Annotated in this window: 21 protein-coding genes and 1 tRNA gene; 12 read left to right on the forward strand and 10 right to left on the reverse strand. The window is 61.9% G+C overall.

All coding sequences use genetic code 11. The features are described from left to right. From F8A10_RS11435 to F8A10_RS11455, 5 genes are all read right to left on the reverse strand, one after another. Positions 1–1,674 (reverse strand): formate--tetrahydrofolate ligase, encoded by a 1,674-nt coding sequence (locus tag F8A10_RS11435; RefSeq protein ID WP_029372400.1) that lies wholly within the window; start codon positions 1,672–1,674, stop codon positions 1–3. Positions 1,675–1,743: 69 nt separating this feature from the next. Then, the gene (locus F8A10_RS11440) at positions 1,744–2,877 is read right to left on the reverse strand and encodes an OpgC domain-containing protein (RefSeq protein ID WP_040602208.1); all 1,134 of its coding nucleotides are present in this window, start codon (positions 2,875–2,877) and stop codon (positions 1,744–1,746) included. Then, the gene (gene mdoH / locus F8A10_RS11445) at positions 2,874–5,051 is read right to left on the reverse strand and encodes a glucans biosynthesis glucosyltransferase MdoH (protein WP_010398386.1); all 2,178 of its coding nucleotides are present in this window, start codon (positions 5,049–5,051) and stop codon (positions 2,874–2,876) included. Before mdoH ends, F8A10_RS11440 begins: the two co-directional genes overlap by 4 nt. Next, positions 5,048–6,568, reverse strand: a complete 1,521-nt coding sequence (locus F8A10_RS11450; RefSeq protein ID WP_010398387.1) for a glucan biosynthesis protein — start codon at positions 6,566–6,568, stop codon at positions 5,048–5,050. Before F8A10_RS11450 ends, mdoH begins: the two co-directional genes overlap by 4 nt. A 222-nt stretch (positions 6,569–6,790) precedes the next feature. Then, on the reverse strand, positions 6,791–7,636 hold the full coding sequence (locus tag F8A10_RS11455; RefSeq protein ID WP_010398390.1) for a hypothetical protein: 846 nt from the start codon (positions 7,634–7,636) through the stop codon (positions 6,791–6,793). Positions 7,637–7,765: 129 nt separating this feature from the next. Between F8A10_RS11455 and F8A10_RS11460 the strand changes: the two genes are divergently transcribed. From F8A10_RS11460 to F8A10_RS11495, 8 genes are all read left to right on the forward strand, one after another. Beyond that, the gene (locus F8A10_RS11460; protein WP_010398394.1) at positions 7,766–8,164 is read left to right on the forward strand and encodes a PepSY domain-containing protein; all 399 of its coding nucleotides are present in this window, start codon (positions 7,766–7,768) and stop codon (positions 8,162–8,164) included. Then, positions 8,161–8,823, forward strand: coding sequence for a response regulator transcription factor (locus F8A10_RS11465; protein WP_010398398.1), 663 nt, complete (start codon positions 8,161–8,163; stop codon positions 8,821–8,823). The genes F8A10_RS11460 and F8A10_RS11465 overlap by 4 nt, the downstream gene beginning before the upstream one ends. Then, positions 8,823–10,151 (forward strand): ATP-binding protein, encoded by a 1,329-nt coding sequence (locus F8A10_RS11470; RefSeq protein ID WP_010398400.1) that lies wholly within the window; start codon positions 8,823–8,825, stop codon positions 10,149–10,151. Before F8A10_RS11465 ends, F8A10_RS11470 begins: the two co-directional genes overlap by 1 nt. A gap of 123 nt (positions 10,152–10,274) precedes the next feature. Beyond that, a tRNA-Ser gene (locus F8A10_RS11475) sits at positions 10,275–10,362 on the forward strand. 183 nt (positions 10,363–10,545) lie between these two features. Beyond that, complete coding sequence (locus F8A10_RS11480) at positions 10,546–10,767, forward strand: integrase core domain-containing protein (RefSeq protein WP_406611825.1); 222 nt, start codon at positions 10,546–10,548, stop codon at positions 10,765–10,767. A 42-nt stretch (positions 10,768–10,809) separates the two neighbouring features. Further along, entirely contained in the window at positions 10,810–11,463 is a 654-nt protein-coding gene (locus F8A10_RS11485) for a hypothetical protein (RefSeq protein ID WP_152367389.1), read from the forward strand. Then, on the forward strand, positions 11,417–12,151 hold the full coding sequence (locus tag F8A10_RS11490; RefSeq protein ID WP_152367390.1) for a hypothetical protein: 735 nt from the start codon (positions 11,417–11,419) through the stop codon (positions 12,149–12,151). The genes F8A10_RS11485 and F8A10_RS11490 overlap by 47 nt, the downstream gene beginning before the upstream one ends. 1,147 nt (positions 12,152–13,298) lie before the next feature. Continuing rightward, complete coding sequence (locus F8A10_RS11495) at positions 13,299–13,637, forward strand: zinc ribbon domain-containing protein YjdM (protein ID WP_152367391.1); 339 nt, start codon at positions 13,299–13,301, stop codon at positions 13,635–13,637. 507 nt (positions 13,638–14,144) lie between these two features. On the opposite strand, the gene F8A10_RS11500 is transcribed toward F8A10_RS11495, so the two are convergent. Beyond that, positions 14,145–16,712, reverse strand: a complete 2,568-nt coding sequence (locus tag F8A10_RS11500) for a Hint domain-containing protein (RefSeq protein WP_152367392.1) — start codon at positions 16,710–16,712, stop codon at positions 14,145–14,147. Positions 16,713–17,110: 398 nt separating this feature from the next. On the opposite strand from F8A10_RS11500, the gene F8A10_RS11505 reads away from it, so the two are divergent. Together F8A10_RS11505 and F8A10_RS11510 are read left to right on the forward strand one after the other, a co-directional pair. Then, the gene (locus tag F8A10_RS11505) at positions 17,111–17,764 is read left to right on the forward strand and encodes a hypothetical protein (protein WP_152367393.1); all 654 of its coding nucleotides are present in this window, start codon (positions 17,111–17,113) and stop codon (positions 17,762–17,764) included. A 96-nt stretch (positions 17,765–17,860) separates the two neighbouring features. After that, the gene (locus F8A10_RS11510; RefSeq protein ID WP_085502417.1) at positions 17,861–19,423 is read left to right on the forward strand and encodes a CYTH and CHAD domain-containing protein; all 1,563 of its coding nucleotides are present in this window, start codon (positions 17,861–17,863) and stop codon (positions 19,421–19,423) included. An 18-nt stretch (positions 19,424–19,441) separates the two neighbouring features. Here F8A10_RS11510 and F8A10_RS11515 read toward each other — a convergent pair whose 3' ends face one another. Next, entirely contained in the window at positions 19,442–21,073 is a 1,632-nt protein-coding gene (locus F8A10_RS11515) for an acyl-CoA dehydrogenase family protein (RefSeq protein WP_152367394.1), read from the reverse strand. Between the two features lie 227 nt (positions 21,074–21,300). Here F8A10_RS11515 and fdhA point away from each other — a divergent pair, with 227 nt between their 5' ends. Continuing rightward, on the forward strand, positions 21,301–22,485 hold the full coding sequence (gene fdhA / locus F8A10_RS11520; RefSeq protein WP_010396125.1) for a formaldehyde dehydrogenase, glutathione-independent: 1,185 nt from the start codon (positions 21,301–21,303) through the stop codon (positions 22,483–22,485). Positions 22,486–22,743: 258 nt separating this feature from the next. Next, positions 22,744–23,553 carry a GNAT family N-acetyltransferase gene (locus F8A10_RS11525; protein WP_085502419.1) on the forward strand — a complete coding sequence of 270 codons (810 nt, stop codon included), beginning with the start codon at positions 22,744–22,746 and terminating at the stop codon, positions 23,551–23,553. A gap of 6 nt (positions 23,554–23,559) precedes the next feature. Here F8A10_RS11525 and F8A10_RS11530 read toward each other — a convergent pair whose 3' ends face one another. The 3 genes from F8A10_RS11530 to F8A10_RS11540 are packed head-to-tail and all read right to left on the reverse strand — an operon-like array spanning position 23,560 to position 26,130. Then, positions 23,560–24,513: a CBS domain-containing protein gene (locus F8A10_RS11530; RefSeq protein WP_085502420.1), complete on the reverse strand. Its 954-nt coding sequence runs from the start codon at positions 24,511–24,513 to the stop codon at positions 23,560–23,562. Continuing rightward, positions 24,510–25,028: an rRNA maturation RNase YbeY gene (gene ybeY / locus F8A10_RS11535; RefSeq protein WP_010396132.1), complete on the reverse strand. Its 519-nt coding sequence runs from the start codon at positions 25,026–25,028 to the stop codon at positions 24,510–24,512. Before ybeY ends, F8A10_RS11530 begins: the two co-directional genes overlap by 4 nt. Continuing rightward, entirely contained in the window at positions 25,021–26,130 is a 1,110-nt protein-coding gene (locus F8A10_RS11540; protein ID WP_010396135.1) for a PhoH family protein, read from the reverse strand. Before F8A10_RS11540 ends, ybeY begins: the two co-directional genes overlap by 8 nt. Positions 26,131–26,225: the final 95 nt, after the last annotated feature.

Below are 26,225 nucleotides of genomic sequence, written 5' to 3' on the forward strand. Positions count from 1 at the left end.
CTAGAACAGGCCCTGCACGTGACCGTCGGCATCCAGCCCCACGCGCAGCGCCGCCGGTTCGCGCGGCAGGCCAGGCATGGTCATGATATCGCCGCAGATCGCCACCACAAAGCCCGCGCCGGCCGAAAGCCGCACCTCGCGCACCGGGACCGAGAACCCCTCGGGCGCACCAAGCGCATGGGGATCCGCGGAAAAGGAATACTGCGTCTTGGCCATGCAGACAGGCAGATTGCCGTGGCCCGCTGCCTCCCATTCGGCAAGGCGTTCAAGGATATGGGGGGCGAAGTCGACATGATCGGCGCGATATATGCGGCGGCAGATGGTCTGGATCTTTTCGGCCAGAGGCATCCCGTCAGGATAGATCGGGGCGAAATCTGCGCCACCTTCGGCCAGATCGACCACGGTGCGGGCCAGATCCTCGGCCCCTTTGCCGCCTTCGGCCCAGTGACGGCACAGCACCGCCTGCACGCCATGACCACGGCAATAGGCGGTCAATGCCCCGATCTCGGCCTGAGTGTCCGTGGCGAAATGGTTTATCGCCACCACCACCGGCAAGCCGAATTGGCGCAGGTTCTCGATATGGCGGCCAAGGTTGGCACAGCCCGTGCGCAGGGCGGCGACGTTTTCGGCCCCCAGATCGGCGCGCGCCACCCCTCCGTTCATCTTGAGCGCGCGCACCGTTGCCACCAGCACCGCCGCATCGGGGCGCAGCCCCGCCAGACGGCATTTGATGTCAAGAAACTTTTCGGCCCCCAGATCGGCGCCGAACCCCGCTTCGGTCACAACGTAATCTGACAGCGCCAACGCCGTGCGCGTCGCCATGACCGAGTTGCAGCCATGGGCGATATTGGCAAAGGGCCCGCCATGAACCAGCGCCGGGTTGTTCTCGATGGTCTGGACAAGGTTGGGTTGCAGCGCGTCGCGCAGCAGGACGGTCATCGCCCCATCGGCGCCCAGATCGCGTGCCGTCACTGGCTGGCGGTCGAAGGTCTGGCCGATGATGATGCGGCCAAGACGCTCTTGCAAATCGGCCAGATCCGAGGCGAGGCACAGGATCGCCATCACCTCAGAGGCGACGGTAATGTCAAAGCCGCATTCGCGCGGCACGCCGTTCGCCGGGCCGCCAAGTGCCACCACTACTTGCCGCAACACCCGGTCGTTCATGTCCATCACCCGCCGCCATGTTACCCGGCGCGGGTCGATGCGCAGCGCATTGCCCCAATGAATGTGGTTGTCGATCATCGCGGCCAGCAGATTGTGCGCGGTGGTAATGGCGTGGAAATCGCCGGTGAAGTGCAGGTTCATGTCCTCCATCGGCACGACCTGCGCACGCCCGCCACCGGCGGCACCGCCCTTCATCCCGAAATTCGGCCCCAGTGAGGCCTCGCGGATGCAGATGGTCGCCCGCTTGCCGATCCGGTTCAGGGCATCGCCCAGACCAACGGTAGTGGTGGTCTTGCCCTCGCCCGCAGGCGTCGGGTTGATGGCGGTGACAAGGATCAGCCGGCCCTGTGGCCTGCCCCCGAGCCCCGCGATACAGTCATGGGTGATCTTGGCCTTGTCATGACCATAGGGCAGGAAATCGGCCTCGCTCAGCCCCAATTTGGCGGCGATCTGCGCGATCGGCAGTTTGCGCGCCTCGCGGGCGATCTGGATATCCGACTTCATCATCACTCCCTGGTTTGAGGCGGACAGTTGAGCGGCTTGCGCGGGCCAAGGCAAGCCCCGCCATGATCTCAGCCCCTAGCGCAAGCCCGGCTGTGACCGCAAGCGTGGCAGCCATTTCCCGCGCCGCATCCAGACAGCAGCAAGGGCCCAGAAAGCGGTGATCAGCCACAGATCAATGGCCAGACGCAACCAGATATTGGCCGGACCGGGCGGCACGGTCATGTCAAGCGCGTCGCCCCAGATCGACAGCATGACGCAGACGACAAAAGAATAAAGCCCGCCACGCCCGATTTCGGCCAGCACTTCGCCAAAACGGGTAGCGGCAAGCCAGGCAAAGGGCCGCGCCAGCGGCACAGCCACCACCCAGCTTGCAGCAAGAATGGCGATGAAGCGCATGAAATCCAACGACCATTTGTCGATCTTGCCAGTGACCTGGCGCAGGGTCTCGGTAATCGGCTTTGCCGGGGCGCCTATCTTCCAGCTGATGACAATGGTCAGGCTGAAAAGCAGGATCGCGACCGAGATCGTGGTCAGGATCGCCGAATGGCGGCGCAGCACCGGCATGATGCGGTCACGGAATGCCCCCATAGCGATGCCGGAAAAGAACAGCATCTGCCAGCCAAAGGGGTTGAAAAGCAGCCCAGGCCCCGGCCGCTGGTTTGGAATCAGCGCGTTCAACGGTTCGGCAAACAGCCAGACCGCGACCGACACGGCCATGGCAGGAAAGGGCCAGCGCAGCAGGAATGGCACGGTAACCGGTACGGTTGCGATCAGCAGCACGTAAAGCGCCAGCACATCCAGCAGGTTCGGCTGCATCCACATCAGCGCGACGGTGGCGACATAGCCGATGGGATGTTCAAAGATCCAGCGCGCATACTGGAACCATACTGCTGTATGGTTCATCTGCAGCTTGAAGAGCAAAGCCGAGAACAGCGCCAGCAGGATCGCCCCGGCGATCAGCGCCAGCCAGACCTGCGCGGCGCGACGCAGAAAGCGGATCTGGGCCGCCCATCGCCCCTCACGTGCCTCGATCTTGACCCAGACCAGGCCGACGAGGAAACCCGACAGCAGCACGAAAAGCTCGGCTGCGTCAAAGACGGCGAAATTGGTCAGCGTCACGTTGCGCAGCACGCCGATGGGCATATGATCCAGCATGATGCAGACCAGCGCATAGCCGCGCAGCATATCAAGGGCGGGGATCCGTCTCATTGCGGCAGCTTTGCGAATGTTTCTATCAGTGCCCGGCTTTCCAACAGCGCCAGCTGTTCGGCGGGGCTAAGGAAATTCAGCGCCTCGGCCTGTGAGGTAGCATGGGCGATCTTGGCCTCGGCCGCGATGGCGTTCAGGCGGTCTTTGACCGGGCTGTCCGGGTTTTCAGGCAAAAGCGCCATGATCCGCGACCGCAGGGCCGGATTACGCCCAAGAAGGGTCAGTCCCCCTTCTCGTGGCAGAGTGCCGCTGATGCGGAACTCAAGCGCATGGGCGGCGGTCAGCATCTCGGGCGCCTCTCGCTCTTCGGGGGTGACGAGCAGACCTTGGCGACGTGCCCAGCGGCCAAAGACCGGGCTGGCGGACCAGCGCGAGGTCATGGGCGACAGGATCAGCCCGGCAAGAATCGGCGACAGCCAGATCAGCTGCCAGGGGGCCAGGAAAGCCAGCACCACCAGTGTCGCGGTGCCGGTGATGACATGGATGGCGTGGCGGCGCAGCACCACCCCCCAAGGCGGCATCTGGCCCGCGCGGACCTGTGCCTCCCATCCGGAATCACGGCCACGCAGGATCTCAAGGATCTGTCGGGTCTGGATCAGCATCTGCACCGGCGCGATCAGGGCGGACAGTACGATCTCGAAAATGGCCGAGGCCAAAAGCCGTACATTGCCGCCCGAATTCCGTGCCAAAGGCCGCAGCCATGCGCGAAGGATGGCGATGAATTTCGGCACCAGCAGAAAGGACATGGCGGCGATGAACAGCCACAGCATCCGTACCGGGTCAAAGGTCGGCCAGGTCGGGAACAGCTGATAGGTCTGCGGGAAATAATCCGGCCGCGACAACAGCACATTGGCCGACAGCGCCAGCCCGACAAGGATCATCGCCAGCCAGATCGGCGACATCAGAAAGCCGAGGATGCCGATGACAAAATGCACGCGGCTGATCCAGGCAAAGCCGCGCGAAAAGATCAGGCGCGCGTGCTGCAGATTGCCCTGCGCCCAGCGACGTTCGCGCACAGCCATGTCCAGCAGTGTGGGCGGACAGCCTTCAAAGCTTTGGCGCAGGTCGTGGTCCAGCCGTACCTTCCAGCCCGCCCGGCGCAGCAGCGCGGCCTCGACAAAGTCATGGCTCAGGATGGTGCCGCCAAATGGGGGCTTGCCCGGCAGTTCCGGCAGGCCGCAGCATTGCGCAAAGGCGCTGACCCGGATCATGGCATTGTGGCCCCAGAAATTGCCGCTGTTGCCCGACCAAGCCGCAACCCCGCGGGCAATCGCGGGACCATAGATGCGACCGGCGAACTGGGTCAGCCGCGCAAAAATGGTCTGGCCGCCGACCAGCATCGGCATGGTCTGGATAAGCCCGATGGCCGGATCGGCGTTCATCCGCGCGGACAGCGCCCGGATCGTCTCGGCCCCCACGATGCTATCGGCATCAAGCACGACCATCTGGTCATAGCGCCCGCCCCAGCGACTGACGAATTCGCCCACATTGCCGGCCTTGCGACCCTTGTTGCTGCGCCGACGGCGATACCAGACCGGCACCGGGGAAATATCGCGAAGACGGCTGATTGCAGCCATTTCCTCTAAAACGGAATCCGGCTCACGGCTGTCAGACAGCACAAAGATCTCGGCGCGTTCGCCCAGACCCACGCGATAAAGATCCCGCGCCAGAGCAGCCAGCAGCCCCGCCGTGGCTGCAGCGTCTTCGTGATAGACCGGCATGATCACGGCGATTTTTGCATCATTAGGCCCTTCGGGCGTGCGCAAGGGTCGCGCGAAAAGCCCCGAGATCATCGAGGTGAACGAGAACCCGACCCAGGTAAAGGTCAGCGCAAAAAGCACCAGCAGCACCGATTGCAGCCAGGTCATGTTGGCGCCAAAGCTCAGCACCATCTGACGCCAGCCGATCCACGCGATCACAGCCGCGCCGCCAAAGGCAACCAGTCGGGCAAGGATCGTGCCTGGCGAGGGCCAGCCACTGTCTGGGCCTTGTGGCGGGCGGGCGCGAAAGTCCTGCTCGGGCATCTCCAGCGGAGCCTCGGGCGGGGTTGCGGGGCCTCTGGACTGCGACAGTCCAAGTGTTTCCCAGCTTTCTTCGGCGGAAAGCGGCAGGTTGCGGATCTCGCTGGCCGGGGACGATCCCGGCGGGCTTGATATGCTGCTCACGTCGCTCACTCGCGGGTCCAACGGGCAATCCAGGTTTCGCTAAGCGCCCCGCCAGGGCCGTTCAGCACTGCCGAAAGGTCAGCGAATTTGGCCCCTTCGGGCAGGTATTCAAAGGCCAGCCGCATCCGCCCCTGTTCGGGCAGTCGCAACAGGTAGCTGTGCCCGATCCGCCCTGCCGAGGCGCGGATCTGCGGCACAGGATCCTCGGCACCAAACAGGCCCAGGTCGAAATCGACGATATACGAACGGGCGTTGGAATTGTTCACCGCCCGACCCGACATGGTCTCGACGACCCGTGAAATTGGTGCACTATCAGGAACTTCTGATGAGAATGTCAGGATATAGTTGAAGTCATATCGACTGCCGCCCAGCAGCGGGTCCGATGGCTGCCAGAACGCGACGACATTGTCGTTGAATTCGTTATCGACCGGAATTTCGACCAGCGTGACGGTGCCCTTGCCCCAGCTGTCCTGTGGTGCGATCCAGGCCGAGGGGCGCTTTTCGTAACGCGCCTCGGCATCCTTATAGGATTCAAAGTCGCGCGCCCGCTGCGCCAGGCCAAAGCCCAGCGGATCATGGTCCATAAAGGCCGAGATTTGCAGCGTGCCGTGGCCGGAAAGCACGCGCCACAGCCGCTGTTCGCCGCCTGTCAGCATCTGCAGCCCGTCGCTGTCATGAACGGCGGTGCGGTAATCGTCGACGCGTGAACGGTCGGTCGGGCCGAACCAATACATCGAGGTCAGCGGCGCGATGCCGATATTGCGCATCTCTTGCCGCGGGAACAATGCGACGCGCGTGTCAAAGATCGTCTCGGCACCGGGAGTGATGCGGAATTCGTAAGCGCCCGACACCGAGCGGCTGTCGAGCAGCGCGTAGATCAGGACCGAACGGTCCTGTTCGCTGGGCTTGTGGATCCAGAACGCCCGAAACAGCGGGAATTCCTCGCCTTCGGCGCTGCCAGTGCCGATGGCAAGGCCGCGCGCAGAAAGGCCGTACAGCGTGCCCCGCGACACTGCGCGGAAATAGCTTGCGCCCTGAAAGACCGCGATCTCGTCCATGACATCGGGACGGTTCAGCGGCGCGCGCAGGCGGAAACCCGACCAGCCCATGCTGCCGATCGTTTCGTAATCGACGCCATCGGGGAATTGCGCAGGGTCGAAATCGAACATGTGCGGGTCGAATTTCAGCGGAATCACCACGCCTTCGTCGACCAGATTGATATCGACCGGCTCGCGGTAGATCGCCCCCGGGGGCAACAGGTCCAGCGCGAAATCGCGGCTGCCGGCCCATGGATCGCGGTCGCGGCGAAAGCGGATGCCGCGATACTGGTCATAACTCAGATTGGCGAAACTGCCGACCAGCTCGGTTCCCGGTTGCTGGTACGGATTGGCGGCCAACTCTCTGGCCATCTCTGCCACATCCTCAAAGCCAAAGGGCTTGGGCTCGGCTGCTGCCTGCGCCTCTTCAGGCAGCTCTTGCGCGACTGCCGCCCCCAGCGAGGAAGACAGCGCGTTGACTGCCGTCATAGCTGCACCGGCACAAAGAACAAATTCTCGACGACGCATTGACCAACCCCAGTTTCGGGCAGAAAGGCCCGGAAATTCCGAGCGGATTTCGCATTGCCGCGCCGATCAGGCAAGCCTTTTCGCGCCGAAAGGCAAGCTCTTGCCAAGAGTTGATCGCATTCGTCCGATAAATGAGCCGCGCGGGCGCATAACCCGCGCGGCCTGCTCGACGGTAAATCCCGCCTATTGATTGATTTCCCGCATCACTTCGCCTTTCGGGCTTAGCTCGACCGTTACCGGCTCACCCTCAGGGTTGACGGCGCGTGCCGCGAGTCGCGGCCCGTCCTGCATGATTTCGCCGATGCGGCTGTAGCCGGCCGAGGCAAGTTCGCGGCGCAGGCCGTCGTGGTTGATCTGCTCGGGCGAGAGTGCGCCCTGACGCTCGGGCGCGTCACCTGCGGGCGGCGGAGGCGGAGGCATGTCGCCCTCTGGTCCCCCGCGGCCGTGACGCGGACCTGGCCCCCAATCGCCGCGGTGACGGTCATGGCCGCCTTTCCAGTGGTGATGATGGCGCTTGCCGTGCCAGCCCTTGTCGCGTTCCGCCTCGCCCCTGCCAAATCGCAGCAGGGTGCCGTCCTGGGCGAAAGCGGCGCGGATCTTGTTGCCTTCGTCATCCTGCCCCGCGAGTGCTACCCCACGCTCGCCCGAGAACACGGCCTTGAGCTTGCCCAGCTCGCCGAACACGGCATTGTCGCGCACCGATTGGGGGACAAGCTGGGTGGTCAGCGTTTCGGGCAGAACGGCCTCGCCCCGGGCGCGCAGGCCGCGCAGCTCGCCTTTGTCGTCGAGCATGGCGTCGATCTGCGTGCCATCGGCCAGCTTGCCCTCGACGCGGCTGCTGCCACGCGGGCCGCGTTTGCTTTTCACATCGGTCAGCCCGGCGTCCTGCAGGACCTTGGGCAGCGTGACCGGCGCCTGCGCCTCGGCGGCGGGGGGCTGTGCGGGCTGTGCCTCCTGCGCCAGCACCGGCGCCGCCAGCACTGCCAGCAGGGCGGAGACTGCGATCGAGGTCGAGAGTTTTCTGCTCATCTCTGGTTCCTTCCTTCGCGGGGCATCCTGATCGGCCCCTGACGAATCGGTCAATAGCCTGCCGCGAACCAACCAAAAGCCAACGACACGTTTGGCTTTTGTTTGGATTTCGCGCATTAGGTTAGTGTGATGAACCGTTTGCGCATCCCGATCCTTGGCTGTCTGACCGCGCTGGCGCTGGCCCTGCCCGCGTCGGCCGATAATCACAAGGGGCACGACAGCCACCCCTGGCCCGAGGATTGGGCCCCCGAGTTCGAAAGCCTGACCCAGCGCGATCTGCGCATCCTGCCCCTGCGTCGCGCGGCCGAGATCGTCCAGAGCCGTTTTCGCGGCCGGCTGATCGCCGCGCGCCTGATGCCACCCCGCCCGGATGAGCGTGCGCGCGGCGTTGTCCTGGTGCATGAGCTGCGCCTGCTTACCCCATCGCGGGATGTACTGGTGGTCAGGCTTGACGCGCATGATGGCAAGTTTCTTGAGGTGGCGGGCAAGGGTCTGACCAAAGCCCGCCGGAAGGACGAAGACCGATGAAATGCCTGATCGTCGAGGACGACCCTCTTTTGTCCAGTCAGCTTGCCGAGGCGATGCGCGACGGCGGCTTTGCCTCTGACATCGCCGCCGATGGCACCAAGGGCGAGTTTTTGGGCTCGACCGAGACCTATGATCTGGCGATTCTCGATCTGGGCCTGCCGGGGATGCCGGGAATCGAGGTGCTGACGCGCTGGCGCGACACGGGCGTGACCATGCCGGTGCTGATCCTGACCGCGCGCGGCGACTGGACCGACAAGGTCGCCGGTTTCCGCGCCGGAGCTGATGACTACGCCGTCAAACCTTTCCGCCTGGAAGAGGTCGTGCTGCGGGCCCAGACCCTTGTGCGTCGGGCGGCCGGCCATGCTCAGGCGGTGATCAAGGCCGGGCCGCTTCAGCTTGATACCCAGCTTGGCGTCATCACCCGAAACGGGCTGGCGCTGAAACTGACGGCGTTCGAAACCCGCATCCTTTCCTATCTCATCCACCACCAGAACCGCGTGGTCAGCCGCAGCGAGCTGTCGGATCATCTTTACGATTCCGCTGCCGACCGAGACTTCAAGTCGATCGAGGTGGTCATCGGGCGTCTGCGCCGCAAAATTGGCGAGGGTCTGATCGAAACCCGGCGCGGCGAAGGCTATGTGCTGCGCGGCGGGGCCTGATGCTGCCCCGAGATTCGATACGGGCACGACTGATCGGGCTGGCGGCGCTGCTGATTGGCGTGGCGCTGATCGCGGGTTATCTGGTCATCGCCTCTATCCTTGAGGATTTCATCACCGGCCGCTTCGATGCCGAAGCCGAAGCGGTCGCCGATGCGCTGATCGCAGGCGCTGCCATTGACGGTGACGGCCGGTTGATCGCCGGTCCCGAACCCGCCGATCCGCGGTTTCAGATGCCGCTGTCAGGCTGGTTCTGGCAGTTGACGCAGGATGGCAGGGTGGTGGCAAAGTCCTCCTCGTTGTTTGACAATGTGCTGAACCCGCCCGAGGCTGATTTTCAGGGGGGACGTGGCCTTGGTCCGGCGGCCGAGCCGCTAAGGGTCACGCGCCATGTTTTTACCCTGCCCGATTCCACTTCGACCCTGGCTGTGACCGTGACCGCCCCCCGGGCCGAGATCGACACCGCGATGTCCCGCCTTCGCCGGCCTCTTGGGATTTCGCTTGCCGTTCTGGGGCTGGTGCTTGCGCTTGCCAGTCTGGTGCAGGTCGCGGCGGGGCTGCGCAGCCTTGACCGGCTTGGCCGCGACCTGCGGCGCATCCGTGCGGGGCAAGCCGAGGCCCTGCCCCTGCCCGCTGTGGCCGAGTTGCGCCCCGTCGCGGCCGAGATCAACGCGCTGCTTGAACAGAACCGCGCCGTGCTTGCCCGGTCGCGTGAACATGTCGGCAATCTGGCCCATTCGTTAAAGACGCCGTTGGCTGCGCTTGGGAACGCACTGCCGCCCGATCATCCCGGCCACGCGTTGATCACGCGCATGGACCGCCAGATCGGCTGGCACCTGCGCCGTGCCCGCAGTTCGGCCGCACCGCGACTGCTGGGACAATTTACCCCGGTTGCCCCGGTTATCGGCGACATCCTGATGGTGCTCCGCAGCCCGATCCGTGATTCGGGTCTGCAGGTCGAAACGCAGGCCGAGACCGCCCCTGCTTTTGCAGGTGAGCGGCAGGATCTTGAGGAAATGATCGGCAATCTGGTCGAAAACGCGGTGAAATGGGCCTCGACCTGTCTGCGCATCTCGGCCCGTCCCAAGGGTGGTCAGCTGCATATCCTGATCGAGGACGACGGTCCCGGCATGTCGGATGAGGATCACGCGCTGGCCCTTACCCGAGGCGCACGTCTTGACGAAACCGGCCCGCCCGGCAGCGGTCTTGGCCTTGCCATCGTCGCCGATCTTGCGGCGCTGCATGGCGGCAAACTGACGCTCGACAGTTCGGAACTGGGCGGGCTGCGCGCGGGTCTGCTGCTGCCTGGAATTGTGGTCGCAGGGTCGTGACAGCAGACGAGTGGGATAAGAGCACAGGACCGCTTGACTTCGCCGTCTGTGTCGGTTCTGTGATGCTTGGCGCAAGCGGCCTCCTTCCCCGGTGGCTGTCAGAGGACGCCAGGCGCTTGCAGCGGATGGATGGCCGAGTGGTTTAAGGCACTGGTCTTGAAAACCAGCGAACTGAAAGGTTCCGTGGGTTCGAATCCCACTCCATCCGCCATTGGCCGCCGATAGCGCGATATTGCCGCCCATAACCGCCGATCACCGCATAGTAATTCGCGGAATCACGCGAGACGTCCCGCCGATAGCCCTCTACAGCACGATAAAGGTAGGGTTCTCACTTACCCGACCAAACAGCATAGCCCGCGATGAAATGGCCGCCGATTAGACGCTGTTCCGCTCTCTGCCGTACGCCCGAGCGGTACTGGAGGCGTGGCGACGCGACTACAACGAACGGCGTCCACACTCGAAGCTCGGGTGGCTGAAGCCGCAGGTTTATGCAGAAGCGCTCAGAGGACAGATCGGCCGGTCCGTTACGCTGGTTGGGGGCTGCGCTGGCCGGCCTCTTGCCAACCTCGACAATCTCAGTTCAGATCAACCTAGGATTCTTGTTATGGTTGGATAAGAAACGGGAGTCACGTCACCACATTTCAACTAAAGATGCTTGATGATGGAACTCAACAGCCGAGAAATCGCGATCCTTTTGTGGGGCGGCGGGCTGTTGCTGTGGGCCTCCTGGAAGTCGAAAGACCTCCGTAAGTCGCTGGGCGGGGTTCTCCGCGCCGTATCGCACCACAAGATTCTGATCCCGTGCGCGATTGCAGGAGCTTATGCAGCAGCCTGTGTCATTCTCTTGTGGAAATATGGCTTTTGGGAATCGGCCAACCTTAAGACCACGCTGCTTTGGCTTCTGACATTTGCATTCGTCACGATGGGCGAGGTCGTGCAAAGTGAGCACGGTGTGAAAAAGCTCAAGGCGGTGGTGAAGGACACATTGAGCGCGACCGCTGTCGTGCTTTTCATCGGCGAGTTCCACACCTTCCCTCTTTGGGCAGAACTACTGCTTGTTCCTAGCCTGGTGGTGGTCGGCCTCATGCTGGCAATGGCAGAACGCATGCTCGAGCACACCATTGTTTTGAAATCTCTGAGATTCATCCAGAGTGCCGCTGGACTCTCCATCCTTGGCTACAGCCTGCTGCGTATTGCTCAGGATATGGGCGGCTTCGCGACCGTCACGACCGGTCGAGTTCGCGGTTCCAATCCTGCTGTCATTGATGTTCCTGCCCTTCCTCTACGGGCTAATGCTTTATGCCGCCTATGAGAACGCTGCGGTGCGTCTCCGCTTCTCAATGAAAGATAGCCCTCTCAGGAGATATGCCTTCTGGCGGGGCCTGATCTCCTTTCGAACGGACATCGATCTCTTTCGCCGGTTTGTCCGCGATCTCGGTCTTCACGATGTTACTGACAAACCAACCGTGAATCGCACGATACGAGATCTTCGGAATTTGAAGCAGCGCGAAAGCAATCCACCTGCGGTGCCTTGGTCGCTAGGCTGGTTGCCGTATCAGGCTGCTGCGTTTCTTTCGGCACACGATTTAGCGACGAAGGACTATCACCGCTCATTCGGGGTTTGGTTGGCAGAGTCGCCGATGAAGGACATCGGCGGCGGCCTTTTCCATGACCATCTGACCTACCGCATCTTCGGGAATGAAGAGGCCGCGACGCGGTTAAAGCTGGTGCTCAACGCCAATCTTCCGGGGACGCCCGACCAATCCGATGCTGCATTTCAACTGACGGCTTTGTCGTTAACCGAGAAGGCGCTCGGGTTGTCTGAACGCGAACAGCTTGAGGCGAGTTGGGACACGCTATCTACGGCTCCGCTACAATTCGGAGATGTCATCGCGGCATTGGCGCACGATGCGTGGGGAAGCGAACTTCGGGGTGGGTACGAGCGGCGTTTTGAACTTCGCCATGCGGCTCATGTAGCCGATGGTTGGGAAACGAGCTGACCGATGGCCGGGCAAATCACTAAGCGCTGTCATTGGGTCTCCCAATCATATCTTCGGGCATTCGCAGCCGATGATGCGCGCCAGAAGATTTGGCGATTCAGCAAGAACCAGGGCGAACCGGAACTTAAGCCCATCCGTAAGGTGGCCGTCCGCCATCATCTCTACGCGCCGATGAACTGGGTATGGGTCAATCGCACGGGCGCCATTCGAAACGGCAGGTGTTCAAAATGGGGTCGTACCGCACACCACCCCATGGCAGTGACCGCAGATGAATCCTTTGCAGCTTCTATGCATACGGGGTACAGGCGAGACTGGGAATCCACCGTTTATAATGCATTTTCGATACAGGCCATCAACCTGCTCTGGAGGTTCCAGCGCGATCCCCGGCCCTGTGGAGATAATTAGCATTCCGGCCATTTCGCAGCTTTCTTTGATTCTCTGATGCTGGCGTCCGGCGCGGGCAATCTCATTAACTGAGAACGCGTCACGCCAGCCTCATTTTTCCCTAATCACCCCCAGAACGGGCGAAAGGGTCCATAGATGTCGCTGCTATCGATCCATGAAACGCATAAATCAAGCCAGATATGGATGTGGTCGCAACAATACCGTCTACACTAGTCCGCTCCGACATAGAAGTTTCATTTGCGACATAAGGCTCAATCACAGACATCTGCTGATCGGTCAGGTCGAGGGATGAATAATTGACCGCTTGAGAGATTGAGGTCAATACGACAATCGCAGATGCGATTATTAAAGTTCTCGCGATTTTTTTGGATCTCGATAAGATCAGGCGTGGCTGTCGTTGAGCTGCAGAAAGTACCTATAATAAGATATAAGCGTCAGTTCATGAAGTATAGGCCGCTTATTTTTTCTGACTGCAATATTATCGTAAAAAGCACGTGAGAGGAAATTTCTCAGTACGCCGAGGAAATAATTATGATGGAAAATTAATAAGACATAGGCGGTTATGACCAAGATTATGCCTCGGATAATTTCCGGCCAGCCGTATCATGCAGCCCGTCAGTTCCGAATAAGACACGATTCCATGCACCGGAAAACCGCCAGAGGCCTCATGGAATCCTTGTTTTCTAAGGAAATTCAGCCGACGGCTCTGGTCCAGCACGACGATGCGGTATATAGTCGCCCCATGACAGATACCCTGAGCCCCTGCCCCGAATGTTCGTCTGCGTTCACCTATCAGGTGGATGCGCTTCTTATCTGCCCCGAGTGTGGCCATGAGTGGTCGCCCGGTGCGGATACCCCGACCAGCGAGGTCCGTGACAGCGTTGGCAATATCCTTGCGGATGGCGATACGGTTACAGTGATCAAGGACCTTAAGATCAAGGGATCGTCTCAGGTTGTTAAGGTCGGAACCAAGGTTCGGGGTATCCGGCTGGTCGATGGCGATCATGACATCGACTGTAAAATTCCCGGAATCGGACAGATGGGGCTCAAGTCCCAGTTCGTGAAAAAAGTGGTGAGCTGACAGCGTCCGATCCCCGCACACAGGGCCGGATCGCACAGCAGCTCTGACAGACCCTGCCGCAAAGCGGTGCGGCGGGCCTTTCTGCTCTCTTTGGCGGGAATGCCGTCTTGGCCTCAGACAAAGATACTGTGGCTGTGCCTTCGGTGCGCGCGCGTGCAGACAATCGCCGGGCTTCCTGGTCTCGGCGGACAAAGACCACGGCGCCGATCACGCCCCGCATATCCTTTACGATGTAGCGCGCAAAGATGGCGGCTCACCCTTGAGGTTGACGCTCGTTACACGCTTGGGCGTCCGCCGCATCAGTCCTGCATCCGGTCATCTTTAGTCTGGTTAATTTTTTTTAAGTAATATCAATATATTACTTAATCACTCCAATAAGACGCCGACAGCTTGTGCTCAGGAAAACAGCCTGAGCCCCTGTCCCAGATCGGTGCCTCAATAGCGTGCTGGATGCGAAAAGGGCCACGGTTTTGCCCGCGGCCCCATGATGCTGGCTTTTGGCCGTGTTCAACAGACCATGGCGCGGTGATGCTGCAGATGGCGGTTTGCGAGCTTTCTCGCGCGCCGTCCAGAGGTGAGCGGTCGTGCGGGCGTGGGCTCGGACCCTTCCTCGCGCAGTTGCGGGAAAAGGGTAAAGATCTCTTCCAGCGCCGCCTTGCCGACCGATTGCAGCGCCTGCGGGCCGGTATAAAGCGACTCGGTCAGGGCCCCGTTCGAGGTCACGACCTCGTGCCGGTCAAAGAGCATGTGGAAATACCCGACCTCGGTGATATCCGAGGCGATGTCGATGCCTTCGATCTGCACAAGCTGCCTGGCGGCGACGAGCACCTCCTCGGTGCCGAACATCTTCTGCGCGATCTTCGAGCGCACCAGCACCCGGTGCTGTGGCGACACGACGAGGTCCGAGGACGGCGTTCCCTTTCCCAGCGCCCCGGCCCGGATGCGGATGGGGCGCAGTTTCGGATTTGCTGCAAGCGTGCGGGCGTCGAGCCTGACCGAGCCGATCCAGCGGATCGGCTGCAACCCGTTGTCTGCGGTGTGGACGAGGTCTCCGGGCCGCAGATCGTCGATGCGCTGCTGGCCCTGACCGGTTTCGATCAGCGTGCCGTTTGTGAAACAGACGATGCTGGTGTTGTCATAGGTCAGGTCCTCGGGCGCGACGGGGCTGCCGTCATTCTCGATCCGCAGGTTCAGGAATGGCAGGCCGTTCTGGCCATCCAGCATGTTCAGCGTGCCGTCATCGGCCTGATCGGCCCGCATCCATTGCAGCGGGTTTTTATAATTCGTGCCGTGGGCGGCGTTATAGGCGTCGAGGTTGGTCTGATTGTAGTATTCTCTCAGATCGACAAGGTCGTTGTTGGATTGGTCGCCGTCATGGATGTCCTGACCGGTGCCGGTGTTGAAATCGGTGATCAGGACGGATCCGAGATCTCCGGAAAGATCAACAAAGGAGAACCGATCAAAACCGTCGCCGCCGGTGAGCGTGGCATTCCCGCCGTATACGATCAGGCTGTCGTTCCCTTCGCCGCCGTCCAGGGTGGCGTTTCCTCTGACGTTAATCAGAGTGTCGTTTCCGGCCTCGCCATACAGGTGGTCACCATCTCCACCCTGGAGGAAGTCGTCGCCCTCTCCCCCATAGAGGGTGGCGTTTCCCGCGTCATTATAATCGGCATAAATAGAGTCGTTGCCACTACCGCCCTCAACGAAGTCGTTGCCTTTTCCGGCGTCGATGAAGTCGTTGCCGTCACCGCCATAAATGGTGTCGTTGCCCGCTCCGCCGATGAGGGAGTCATCCCCATCTTCGCCAAAAAGGTAGTCGTCGTCCTCACCGCCATAAATGGTGTCATTGCCCAAACCGCCTTGCAGGATGTCGTTGCCCGCCCCGCCAAAAATGGAGTCGTCGCCTTCATCGCCAAAAATGAGGTCTTCGCCATCACCGCCATCGATGGTGTCGTTGTCCTCACCGCCCAGAATGAAGTCGTCGCCCGCACCGCCCTCAACGAAGTCGTTGCCTTTTTCGGCGTTGATGAAGTCGTTGCCGTCCCCGCCATAAATGGTGTCGTCGCCCTCTTCGCCATAAATGGTGTCGTTTCCGTCCCCGCCGTCGATGGTATCGTTGCCCGAGCCGGCGATTATGACGTCGTTGCCCAGGCCGCCAATGAGGGAGTCGGGACCATCACCGCCAAGAATGATGTCGTTGCCGTCCCCGCCATCGATGGTGTCGCTGCCCAGACCGCCATCAATGTAGTCGTTGCCCTCTTCGCCATAAATGGAGTCGTCGCCCATGCCGCCAAGGATTGAGTCGTCGTCCCGGCCGCCAAAAATGATGTCATTGCCGTCACCACCGTCGATGGTATCGTTTCCGTCACCGCCATGAATGGTGTCGTTGCCGCCAAAGCCGTAGATGACATCATCGTACGGACCATGCGGAGGGGGGGTGTTGCCCCCGTCCACCATGTCGCCTTCAGGGTCGCCAGTGTAATTTTCATCAATGCTATCATCATCGTCGGTGCCTTCGACGATGCCGTTGGAAGCTTGCTGAAAGGCGGTTGCGGCAAGGCCATCATCGGCATCAAGCGAGGACGAGGCGTCGGCACCGGGGACCAGCCTGGTGGCATCTTCGATCGACATGCTCTTCGAAGTATAGCCGATGATCTGCCAGTTTCCGGGGGTCAGCTCGGCCCAGACGGCAAGAATCTGGAAGCCGGCAGCGTTCAGCGCGGAAACATCGCCACCTCCTGTCACGCTCCAGTCTGCATCGGTCTTGGGACCAATCAGGATCCTGACGTTTTCGTAAGTGACGCCGGCCTGTATGACGGTGGCGGTCTGCACCTCGTCCAGGCTGATCGGCTGTCCGGCAGAGTTTTCGTACTGGTGGTCCGAGGTCGGGCCCGGCGGGGTGTCGCTTCCACCAGCGATGTCGTCCAGCGTCTGATCCGGGGTCGGAAAGATAATCCGGGTATCGTTCAGCCTCGGATCATAGCTGGTGGCCAGAGTGAAGTCACTGCCCGGTTGGTCAGTTGTCGGACCCTGCGCAAGGTTCCAGAAAGAGGTGAGCGATAGGGAGTAGGGCATGTCACATCAGACCTTCTGATCGATTGTTCGCTATTTGTCGGACAGAGGCGTTTTATCTGCGCAGCCGGAGAGCTGGTCGCTGAGTTTATTGAACGGTTTTTTTATGTATCTGTGGTTTTATATTTTCGATTCCGCTATACTCGGGTGAGCGGAAAGCGTGAGTGGGTAGCAGATAAAAGGGGGTTATACAACATAGGCCACGGTTGCTTCACCGTCCGGTCTGTGGCCCGATTTATGTGCCCGGACTGCTGTCAGGCGCTGATTTCTCACATTTGGAGCGTTGCTGGCTGCTTTATACACTTGGGCTATACGCTTGTATAGGCCGCAAAATCTTTCCTTGCCTTTGGGCTGCGGCTTCCGGATACACTTCCTGGTTGATCCTATCGGGGATGCGGGAAATGACGCAGCGGAACGACATGTCAGATCTCTCTCAGCCGGGCAGCAATTTATATGCCCGGGTTATCGAGGTGGCGACGGTTCTTGCCAATGAAAACGGTAGGCTTCCCGGTCTGACCGAGGTGGCAGAGCGGATCGGAATCGGCATCGAGGCGCTGTCGGCGCTGTTTCCCGACGATGCGCGGCTGGCCGATGCCCTGGGCGAAAACGCCATGCTGTTGCTTTTGGACCAATGCGTGCGCTCGGTCGTGCAGGTAGAAGGCGGCGATGTTCTGGCACAATTCGCGGCGCTGGCGGATGCGTATCTGGAGTGGGCCTATCGCCACCCGCGCGAATCATACATCATCGGCGCGATGCCCGCGGGGCAGTTTGAAAGCAACCATCGCCTGATGCGCTATGAGGAATCGTTGCACGAACTGATGTTGAAGCTGCTGCTGCGAGCCCGTGACGAAGGGCGTTTGGCTGAAGATGACGATCCGAAAATGGTCATCGCGGTTGCCCACACCTTTGCCTATGGCGTTGCACGCAAAATGGCGCTTGGCGATCTGTCGCGCTGGTCGCCCGAGGATCACGAGCCGCTGGAGGCCGCACGGCAGGCAATGCGGTTTTTCATTCGCAAGATCCTGCACACGGTCGATCCGGTGAGGGAAAGCTGAGCCTCCTGCCCTCGCAAATCCGTGAAGGGGCGGTGACATATTTCCGACACCAACCGCGCGCATAGGTTGCGGATGGGGCGGACAGACAGGACTGATATGGCGCAGGGTAAACGCAGCGATGCAACCACCGTTCTGGTCGGGCCTGATCTGGCAGGGGCCGGCTATCTTTCGTCTCTGAAGGCCGAGGTCGGGCTGCAGAACTGTGCCATCATCTCGACCGGGACCCTGCGCCTTGAGCTTACGCCAGAGGCTGCTGAGGTGCTGATCGCGTCAGACCTTCTGTCGGCGCAGGCGCGGCCTGTCACAGTCCGGGCCATCTATTTTGATACCCCTTCGCGCGATCTTTCTGCGGCCGGTTTTACCCTGCAGATCCGTGAGGCGGAGGGGGCGTGGGTTCAGATCGTCGAGGCGAGCGCCGCGCCCGCGGGCCTGTTCGCCCTGCCTGAATGGCGGCACCGGATCAAAGGGGAAGGACCGGTTATTGACGATTCCACGCCTCTGCGCGCGGTATTGGGCAGCCGGGCGCATCATCTCACACCCGCGTTTCAGCTGGAACTTGCCCGTCAGGAATGGCAGCTGCAATCGGATGGTGCCGAGGTCGTGCTGACCCTTGAGCGCGGTGAAATCATGGCCGGGGACCGTCGTGCGCCCATTTGCGAATTGGTGCTGACGATCGGCCATGGTCCGGCATCGGCGCTTTATTCCCTTGCCCGCAGGCTGGACGAACTGGCTCCGCTGCGCCTTGGCGTTGTGAGTGAGGCCGAGCGGGGTTTTCGCCTGATTGATCCCTTGCCCCTCATACACAAGGCCGGGCAGGTGGCGTTGAATGACGACATGACCGCCGCCGACAGTTTCCGTCTGATCGTCGCCGCCTGTCTGCGCCAGTTCCGGCTTAATGAACCGCTGATCAGCCCCGCAAACCCCGAGGCACTGCATCAGGCCCGTGTGGCGCTGCGTCGTCTTCGCTCGGCTTTCTCATTGTTCAGGCCGATGCTTGGCGATGATCAGCTGACCCGGCTGAGCGAGGAAAGCCAGTGGCTGGCGGCGGTTTTGGGTGAGGCGCGGGATATTGATGTCCTGCAAGCGCGCTGCACGACCGAAGATCAGCGCCAAAGGCTTCAGCCCGCGCGCCGCACCGCTTATGATCGGGCTGAGGCGGTGCTTGCGTCACGCCGTGCGCGGATTTTGATGCCTGATCTGGTGGAATATGCGGCGCTGGGGCCGTGGTGCGCCCTGCCCTCTGCGGCTGAGGTTCGCCAGACCCCGATACGAGAGTTTGCCGGGGCGGCACTCGACCGTTATCGCCGCAAGGTCAAAAAGGACGGGGCCGATCTGTCCGAACTAGGCGATGCAGCCCTGCATGAAATCCGCAAGGATGCCAAGAAACTGCGCTACGGGGCCGAATTCTTTGTCCCGCTTTTCCGCGATAAGCGACGGCGGCGGGCGGCCCGTTTTGTGGCTGCTTTGGCCGAGTTGCAGGACCAGTTGGGCGCGCTGAACGATCTTGCCACAGCGTCAGCAACCCTTGCGCGGATCGGGCTTGCCGATGATCCGGCGCTGATCCGGCTGACCGGCAGCGACAAGGAACGCCGGGCGCTGATCAAGGCGGTAGCCGAGGCGCACGAAGCCTTTGTCGATGCCCGGCGGTTCTGGCGCTAAGGCGTCCTTACGTGGCACTCAGGTTTCCTGCGGGAACAGGTCGCGCGCCAGCACCGTCTCGGCAAAGGCGGCCGGGATAGTGCCGGGGGTACGGGCGCGGTTTCCGTTCAGCCGTGTCTGCACAAAGGCCTCGGCCAATGCCGGATCGCCCTCGGTCAGCAGAACGGCGGCGGTCAGCAGTAGCGCGCTGCCCTCGACGAACTGCCGTGCCTCGGCCTCGGTCACTCCGTCGCTCCAGCGGTTGCGATGGGCGGCAAGGGCTGTGTCATAGGCGCGGTCCCGGCCCGCCGCCCCGTCCAGCCGCGCCGCCAGCATCTCGGCCGCCAACGGTTCGCGCGCCAGCGTGCGCAGTGCATCCAGGCAGATCACATTGCCCGACCCTTCCCAAATGCCGTTGAGCGGCGCCTCGCGGTAAAGCAGCGGCAAGGGCGTATCCTCGACATAGCCCATGCCGCCCATCACCTCCATCGCTTCGACCACCACCTGTGGGCACAGTTTGTTCGAAAGGTATTTCGCCAAAGCGACCCCGATGCGGGCAAAGGCGCGATCCTCGGCGCTGCTGCCATCGAAACTTGCAGCGACATGCAGCCCCAGCATCAGGCTGCCCAGCCAGTCAAGCGTCAGATCGGCCAGCACCGCGCGCATCAGCGGCTGGTCGATCAGCCGCTTTTGAAAGGCGCGGCGATGGACAGCCCAGTGATGTGCCTCGTGCAGGGCCGCGCGCATCAGCCCGGCTGGTGCGATCGCGGTGTCAAGCCGGGTGTGATGCACCATCTCGACGATGGTGCGGATGCCGTCGCCCTCTTCACCGATTTGCCAGGCGAGCGCGCGCTGATACTCAATCTCGGCCGAGCCGTTCGAGCGGTTGCCAAGCTTGTCCTTAAGGCGCTGGATGCGGATGGGGTTGCGCGCGTCCTCAAGCCAGCGCGGCACCAGAAAACAGGTCAGTCCGCGGCCGGTCCGGGCAAGCGTCAGAAACCCGTCCGACATGGGGGCCGAGCAGAACCATTTATGGCCGGTCAGCCGCCAGACCGTTCCGTCGCGCTCGGCCCGGGTGGTATTGGCCCGCACATCCGAACCACCCTGTTTCTCGGTCATGGCCATGCCCAGCGTCGCACCCGTCTTGGCCGCAAGGGGCGCGACCGTCGGGTCATGGCGCCGCGACATCAGCGCGGCGTGCCAGTCGCCCGGCAGATCTGCCGCGCCCAAGATGACCGGCACGGCGGCATAGGTCATGGTCAAGGGGCAGCAATGACCGGGCTCGATCTGACTGGCCAGATAGACCATGGCGGCATGGGTCAAATGCCCTGCCGGCCCACCCTCCCACGCGACTGAGTGATAGCCCGCCGCGACCGAAAGCTGCATAAAGCGGTGATAGGCAGGGTGAAAGCGCAACTCGTCCAGCCGTCTGCCACCACTGTCAAACAGGCGCAGCTCGGGCGGGTAGCGGTTGGCGTCACGCGCTGCTTCACGCGTATCGGCGCGGCCAAGTTCGGCACCATAAGGGGCCAGCGCCTTCTCGGGCACGCCACGGGCTGCAAGGACGGTGCGCAGTACCGGATCTTTGCGCCACAGGTCGACATCGCCCACAGGGTCGGGCTGGTTCAGTACTTCATGCGTTCCCAGATCCGCCATCGGGTCAAGTTGCATCGCAAGGCCCCCTTTGCCATCCCTGCCTGGATGCTAACCCCGATTCCCTTCCCGGGCGAGTCCGGCAGGTCGCATATGTCTCTTTCGTCATTGAAACCGTCGCAATCGGAGCATCTTGCGTATTTGACCCCGCGTTAGGCTGGATTTGCGCCTGCATGTCGCAGGTGGCTCGCGCGGGGCTTGGGCGAGGAGGCCCTTACCCCGACAATCGAGGGAGATCTGATCGCATGTCCAGCAACAAAGGTGTCGTCTATATCGGCCCCGGGAAGGTCGAGGTTCAGGCCATTGCGGATCCGAAGTTCCAGTCGCCTGACGGGCGCAAGATCGAACACGGGGTGATCCTGAAGGTGATCTCGACCAATATCTGTGGTTCGGATCAGCATATGGTGCGCGGCCGCACCACTGCCGAGGCGGGGCTGGTTCTTGGCCATGAGATTACCGGAGAGGTCATCGAGAAAGGCGCCGATGTCGAGATGCTGGAGGTCGGAGACATCGTCTCTGTTCCCTTCAACGTCGCCTGCGGACGCTGCCGTTGCTGTCGCGAAGGCGACACCGGGGTGTGCCTGTCTGTGAACCCGTCGCGTGCCGGCGGCGCCTATGGCTATGTGGACATGGGTGGCTGGATCGGCGGTCAGGCGCGCTATGTCATGGTGCCCTATGCCGATTTCAACCTGCTGAAGATTCCTGATCGTGACCGGGCGCTGGAAAAGATCCGCGACCTGACCATGCTGTCGGACATCCTGCCGACCGGTTTTCATGGTGCCGTCAAGGCCGGTGTTGGTGTCGGCTCGATCGTCTATGTCGCTGGCGCGGGTCCTGTGGGCCTTGCTGCGGCCGCCTCGGCCCGCATTCTTGGCGCTGCGGTGGTGATGATCGGCGATTTCAACAAGGAACGGCTGGAACATGCCCGCAAAGTCGGGTTCGAGCCGGTCGACCTTTCCAAAGGCGACAACCTGCCCGAGATGATCGCCGAGATCACCGGCAGCCCCGAAGTCGATGCCGCCATCGACGCCGTGGGCTTTGAGGCGCGGGGCCATTCGGGGGGCGAACAGCCCGCCATCGTTCTGAACCAGATGATGGAGATCACCCGTGCCGCCGGTCAGATCGGCATCCCCGGTCTTTATGTGACCGAGGACCCGGGCGCGGCCGATGAGGCCGCCAAATTCGGCAGCCTGTCGCTGCGCTTTGGTCTGGGCTGGGCCAAGGCGCAAAGCTTTCACACCGGTCAGACCCCGGTGCTGAAATATAACCGTCAGCTGATGCAGGCGATTTTGCATGACCGCCTTCCCATCGCGGATATCGTCAACGCGACGATCATCCCGCTGGATCAGGCCGTGCAGGGCTACGAAAGCTTTGATCAGGGCGTGGCAAAGAAATTTGTCCTGGACCCTCACGGTATGCTGGCGGCCTAAGCCGGAAAACCGTTGCGCAGCAAGGCCGGTCACGATCCCGTGGCCGGTCCCTTTATATCCAGCGGTCGGGTCAACTGCCCGAAAAATGTGACGGCCAGTCAGAAAAATACGCCTGCCAAATTGACAAGGTTCGTCCGATACCGCCCCATGGGGCTGCTGACGATCCCGACCACGGACGGGCGCGGTTTTCGCGCCTGACTGCTCTGCCTCTGGTCAATACATCGTTGCGGTGACCATCAGACGGTAAGGACCATGGCCATGAATTGCGCATGCGGACATCATCACCATCACGCCCCGCCGACCAGCCCGGCAGGCGAGGAAATCGCCCTTGACCGGCCTCTGGTCGCGCTGACCGGGCGGTTGATCTGCGCTGACACCGCACAGATGCTGCTGGCGCTGGACCTGCTGACCGAACATACCGAGCTGAGCCGGGCCGAGCCGGGCAACCTGCGCTTTGACCTCAATCAGGCCGAAGATCCGCTGATCTGGGAGCTGAATGAGCTTTATGCCGACGACGAGGCATTCGAGGCGCATCGCACCCGGTTGCGCGACAGCCGTTGGGGCCGTGAAAGCCAGGGCATCAAGCGTGATTTCACCCGCACCGCGCCCCTGCCCCGCATCCGGCCCGAGATGCGGCACGATCACATGGCAATCACCGCGCTGCTCGACCGCGCCTTTGGCGGACCGGACGAAGGACGGCTGGTCGACGAACTGCGCGCCTATGGCGATCTGGCCCTGTCACTGGTGGCCGAGGCCGAGGGCACGATCATCGGTCATATCGCCTTGTCGCCGATTGCTGCCGAAGCCCCGGCGCTTGCGCTGGCACCCCTGGCCATTCATCCGGCTGTACAATCGCGCGGTATCGGCAGCGCGCTGATCCGCGCAGCTATTGCCGCCTATGCGGATCATGCAATCGTGGTGCTGGGGGACCCGGCCTATTATGGCCGCTTTGGCTTTGTCCCGGCCGACCTCGATTCGCCCTATGCCGGACCTCATTTGCAGGTGCTGGGCGGGCAGCTGCCCAAAGGCAGCCGCATCACCCACGCCCCGGCTTTTTCGCGGCTCTAGGGCGGATCAGACCTCTTCGGCGGGGGTGCTGCCCTCGGCCTCGGCGGGTTGCGCATTGTCTTGCGGCAGGCGCAGCCGCACCCGCTTGACCCGGCGCGGATCGGCCTCGATGATCTCGAATTCGGCCCCGCTTTCATGGGGGATCACCTCACCGCGAACCGGTACGCGGCCGGTCAGCATGAAGATCAGCCCGCCAAGGGTGTCGATCTCATCCTCTTCCTCGTCGGTAGCAAGGCGCAGACCGGTCTGCGCTTCGACATCCTCCAGCGCGGTCCGGGCTTGGATCAGCCATTGGCCGGGCTTTTCAAGGATGACCAGCCCGCCCTCGATCTCGTCATGCTCATCCTCGATCTCGCCGACGACCTGCTCGATCAGGTCTTCGATAGTGACCAGCCCGTCAACTCCGCCGTATTCGTCGATGACCAGTGCCATATGGATGCGTTTTTGCTGCATCTGCTGCAACAACACGCCAATCGGCATCGAAGGAGGCACGTAAAGCAGCGGCCGCAGCATGGGGCGCAGCGCGAATTTGACCGGGACCTTGGCACCAAAACCGTATTTCAGGGCAAGGTCTTTGAGGTGGATCAGCCCCAATGGGCTATCAAGTGTACCGCGAAAGACCGGGATGCGGGAAAAACCGTGCTCGCGGAACATTTCGACCAGTTCCGGCAGGGTGGCAGTCACCGGAGCGGCGGCGATTTCGGCTTTGGGGACCGCCACGTCATCGACCCGCATCCGCCGCAGGTTGGCTACTGCCGGTCCGCCAGCCAAGGCAGGGGTCTGCCCATTTTCGTGTTGATCGGCGCCTTCGGTTTCGGGTTCGCTGCCACCGAAGGCACCAAGAATACGTCCCAAAAAGCCGCGTGACTGCGGCTGCTCACGCCCGTCCCCTCCGCTACCCTCTGGCCAGGTGGCGGGGGCAGTGGAAACGGGCGTGTCGGGACTTCGGTCGTTACTCATGTCTCAGGTTCCAGATAAGGGTCGGGGATTCCAAGCTTGCCCAGTATGGAACGCTCGGCATCCTCCATGGTTTCGGCATCTTCGTCATCAATATGGTCATATCCTGCAAGATGCAGGATAGCATGGACAAGTAGATGCGTTGCGTGATGCTCAAAGGGTTTGCCCTGCGCTTTGGCTTCGCGCAGGCAGGTATCATAAGAGATGGCGATATCGCCCAGCTCTTCGGCCTCGGGCAGTTCGGGGCGGGTGCCGGGGGCACGAGGTTCGAATTCGATCGCGGGCCAGCTCAGCACATTCGTGGGCTTGGGCTTGCCACGGAACTCGGCGTTCAGCGCGGCGATGCGGGCGTCGTCGCAGCCCATGACCACGATCTGGAATTCGCCAAGCTCAAGCCACTCACCCACCGCGCGGGCGGCGCGTTCGGCCATGGCGGGCAGGCCCGCATCCTCCCAACGGTCATCTTCGATAACGATATCGACGATTTCGGGCAACTCTCCGATGTCGGTCTCAGCCATCGCGGGTCCCCCTTACTGCGCCTTCGCCCGCAATGCGCGGCTCGCGGCGCGGGATGCGCTGGCCGCGCTCGTCAAAAAGCTCGCCTCGCGCCTGGGCGGCCTCGGCCTCGGCATCATAGGCCTCGATGATCCGGGCAACGAGCGAATGGCGCACCACGTCCTTGGCGGTAAAGTAGCTAAAGCTGATTCCCTTGATATCCTTCAGGATCCTTTCGGCATCGACCAGACCGGAGTGCACGCCGCGTGGCAGGTCGATCTGGGTGCGGTCGCCGGTGATGACCATACGCGAACCCTCGCCCAGACGGGTCAGGAACATCTTCATCTGCATGGTCGTGGCGTTCTGCGCCTCGTCCAGCACGACAAAGCTGTTGGTCAGCGTGCGCCCGCGCATAAAGGCCAGAGGCGCGATTTCGATACGCTTTTCCTCCATCAGCTTCTGCACCTGCTTGGCGGGCAGAAAATCGTTCAGCGCATCATAAAGCGGCTGCATGTAAGGATCGACCTTTTCCTTCATGTCGCCGGGCAGAAAGCCCAGCCGCTCGCCCGCCTCGACAGCGGGGCGCGACAGGATGATACGATCAACATGGCCGCCGATCAGCATGGTGACCCCCACCGCGACGGCCAGATAGGTCTTGCCTGTCCCTGCGGGACCGATGCCAAAGGCCAGCTCATTGGCAAACAGCGCCCGGACATAGTCTTTTTGCGCGTCGGTGCGCGGCTCGACGGTCTTTTTGCGGGTACGCAGCTCGATCGGGCCGGTCTGGAACATTTCCAGCTGTTCGGCCGGGGTCGGGCTTTCGGCCATTGTCTCGCTGCCCATGCGCAACGCGGCCTCGACCTCGGCCATTTCGACCGGACGACCCTGTTCCAGCCGGGCATAAAGCGCGCCAAGAACCTGCGCCGCCTCGGCCTGCGCATCGGCCGGGCCGACCACGGACAAGAGGTTGCCGCGGCGCAGGATATGCACCTTCAGCGCCTCTTCGATCCGTGCGAGGTGGCGGTCATGCGGGCCGCAAAGGTCAATCAGCAGCCTGTTGTCGTGGAATTCCAGCAGGGTTTCGCCGGGAGTCGCGGTCGCGGGATGCGTAGGGGTCAGACCCAAATTCGTCTCCGAGGTGGGGTTCTCAGGTATATATGGTTGCAACTGTGCGGGATTCGCACAAGGGGGACGGCGGCTTTGTGGCGCATTTGCACAAG

Origin of the sequence: Paracoccus kondratievae (genome assembly GCF_009301415.1) — a bacterium.
In the GTDB taxonomy this organism is placed as follows: domain Bacteria; phylum Pseudomonadota; class Alphaproteobacteria; order Rhodobacterales; family Rhodobacteraceae; genus Paracoccus; species Paracoccus kondratievae.

Excerpts from the sequence above, each read along its gene's own strand:
- F8A10_RS11510 (WP_085502417.1), top strand. The coding sequence starts at position 17,861 with ATGGCGCAGGGTAAACGCAGCGATGCAACCACCGTTCTGGTCGGGCCT.
- F8A10_RS11450 (WP_010398387.1), bottom strand. The coding sequence starts at position 6,568 with ATGACGGCAGTCAACGCGCTGTCTTCCTCGCTGGGGGCGGCAGTCGCG.
- F8A10_RS11525 (WP_085502419.1), top strand. The coding sequence starts at position 22,744 with ATGAATTGCGCATGCGGACATCATCACCATCACGCCCCGCCGACCAGC.
- F8A10_RS11495 (WP_152367391.1), top strand. The coding sequence starts at position 13,299 with ATGACAGATACCCTGAGCCCCTGCCCCGAATGTTCGTCTGCGTTCACC.
- F8A10_RS11515 (WP_152367394.1), bottom strand. The coding sequence starts at position 21,073 with ATGCAACTTGACCCGATGGCGGATCTGGGAACGCATGAAGTACTGAAC.
- F8A10_RS11460 (WP_010398394.1), top strand. The coding sequence starts at position 7,766 with ATGAACCGTTTGCGCATCCCGATCCTTGGCTGTCTGACCGCGCTGGCG.
- F8A10_RS11455 (WP_010398390.1), bottom strand. The coding sequence starts at position 7,636 with ATGAGCAGAAAACTCTCGACCTCGATCGCAGTCTCCGCCCTGCTGGCA.
- F8A10_RS11470 (WP_010398400.1), top strand. The coding sequence starts at position 8,823 with ATGCTGCCCCGAGATTCGATACGGGCACGACTGATCGGGCTGGCGGCG.
- F8A10_RS11465 (WP_010398398.1), top strand. The coding sequence starts at position 8,161 with ATGAAATGCCTGATCGTCGAGGACGACCCTCTTTTGTCCAGTCAGCTT.
- ybeY (WP_010396132.1), bottom strand. The coding sequence starts at position 25,028 with ATGGCTGAGACCGACATCGGAGAGTTGCCCGAAATCGTCGATATCGTT.
- F8A10_RS11485 (WP_152367389.1), top strand. The coding sequence starts at position 10,810 with ATGATGGAACTCAACAGCCGAGAAATCGCGATCCTTTTGTGGGGCGGC.
- fdhA (WP_010396125.1), top strand. The coding sequence starts at position 21,301 with ATGTCCAGCAACAAAGGTGTCGTCTATATCGGCCCCGGGAAGGTCGAG.
- F8A10_RS11505 (WP_152367393.1), top strand. The coding sequence starts at position 17,111 with ATGACGCAGCGGAACGACATGTCAGATCTCTCTCAGCCGGGCAGCAAT.
- F8A10_RS11440 (WP_040602208.1), bottom strand. The coding sequence starts at position 2,877 with ATGAGACGGATCCCCGCCCTTGATATGCTGCGCGGCTATGCGCTGGTC.
- F8A10_RS11530 (WP_085502420.1), bottom strand. The coding sequence starts at position 24,513 with ATGAGTAACGACCGAAGTCCCGACACGCCCGTTTCCACTGCCCCCGCC.
- F8A10_RS11490 (WP_152367390.1), top strand. The coding sequence starts at position 11,417 with ATGTTCCTGCCCTTCCTCTACGGGCTAATGCTTTATGCCGCCTATGAG.
- F8A10_RS11500 (WP_152367392.1), bottom strand. The coding sequence starts at position 16,712 with ATGCCCTACTCCCTATCGCTCACCTCTTTCTGGAACCTTGCGCAGGGT.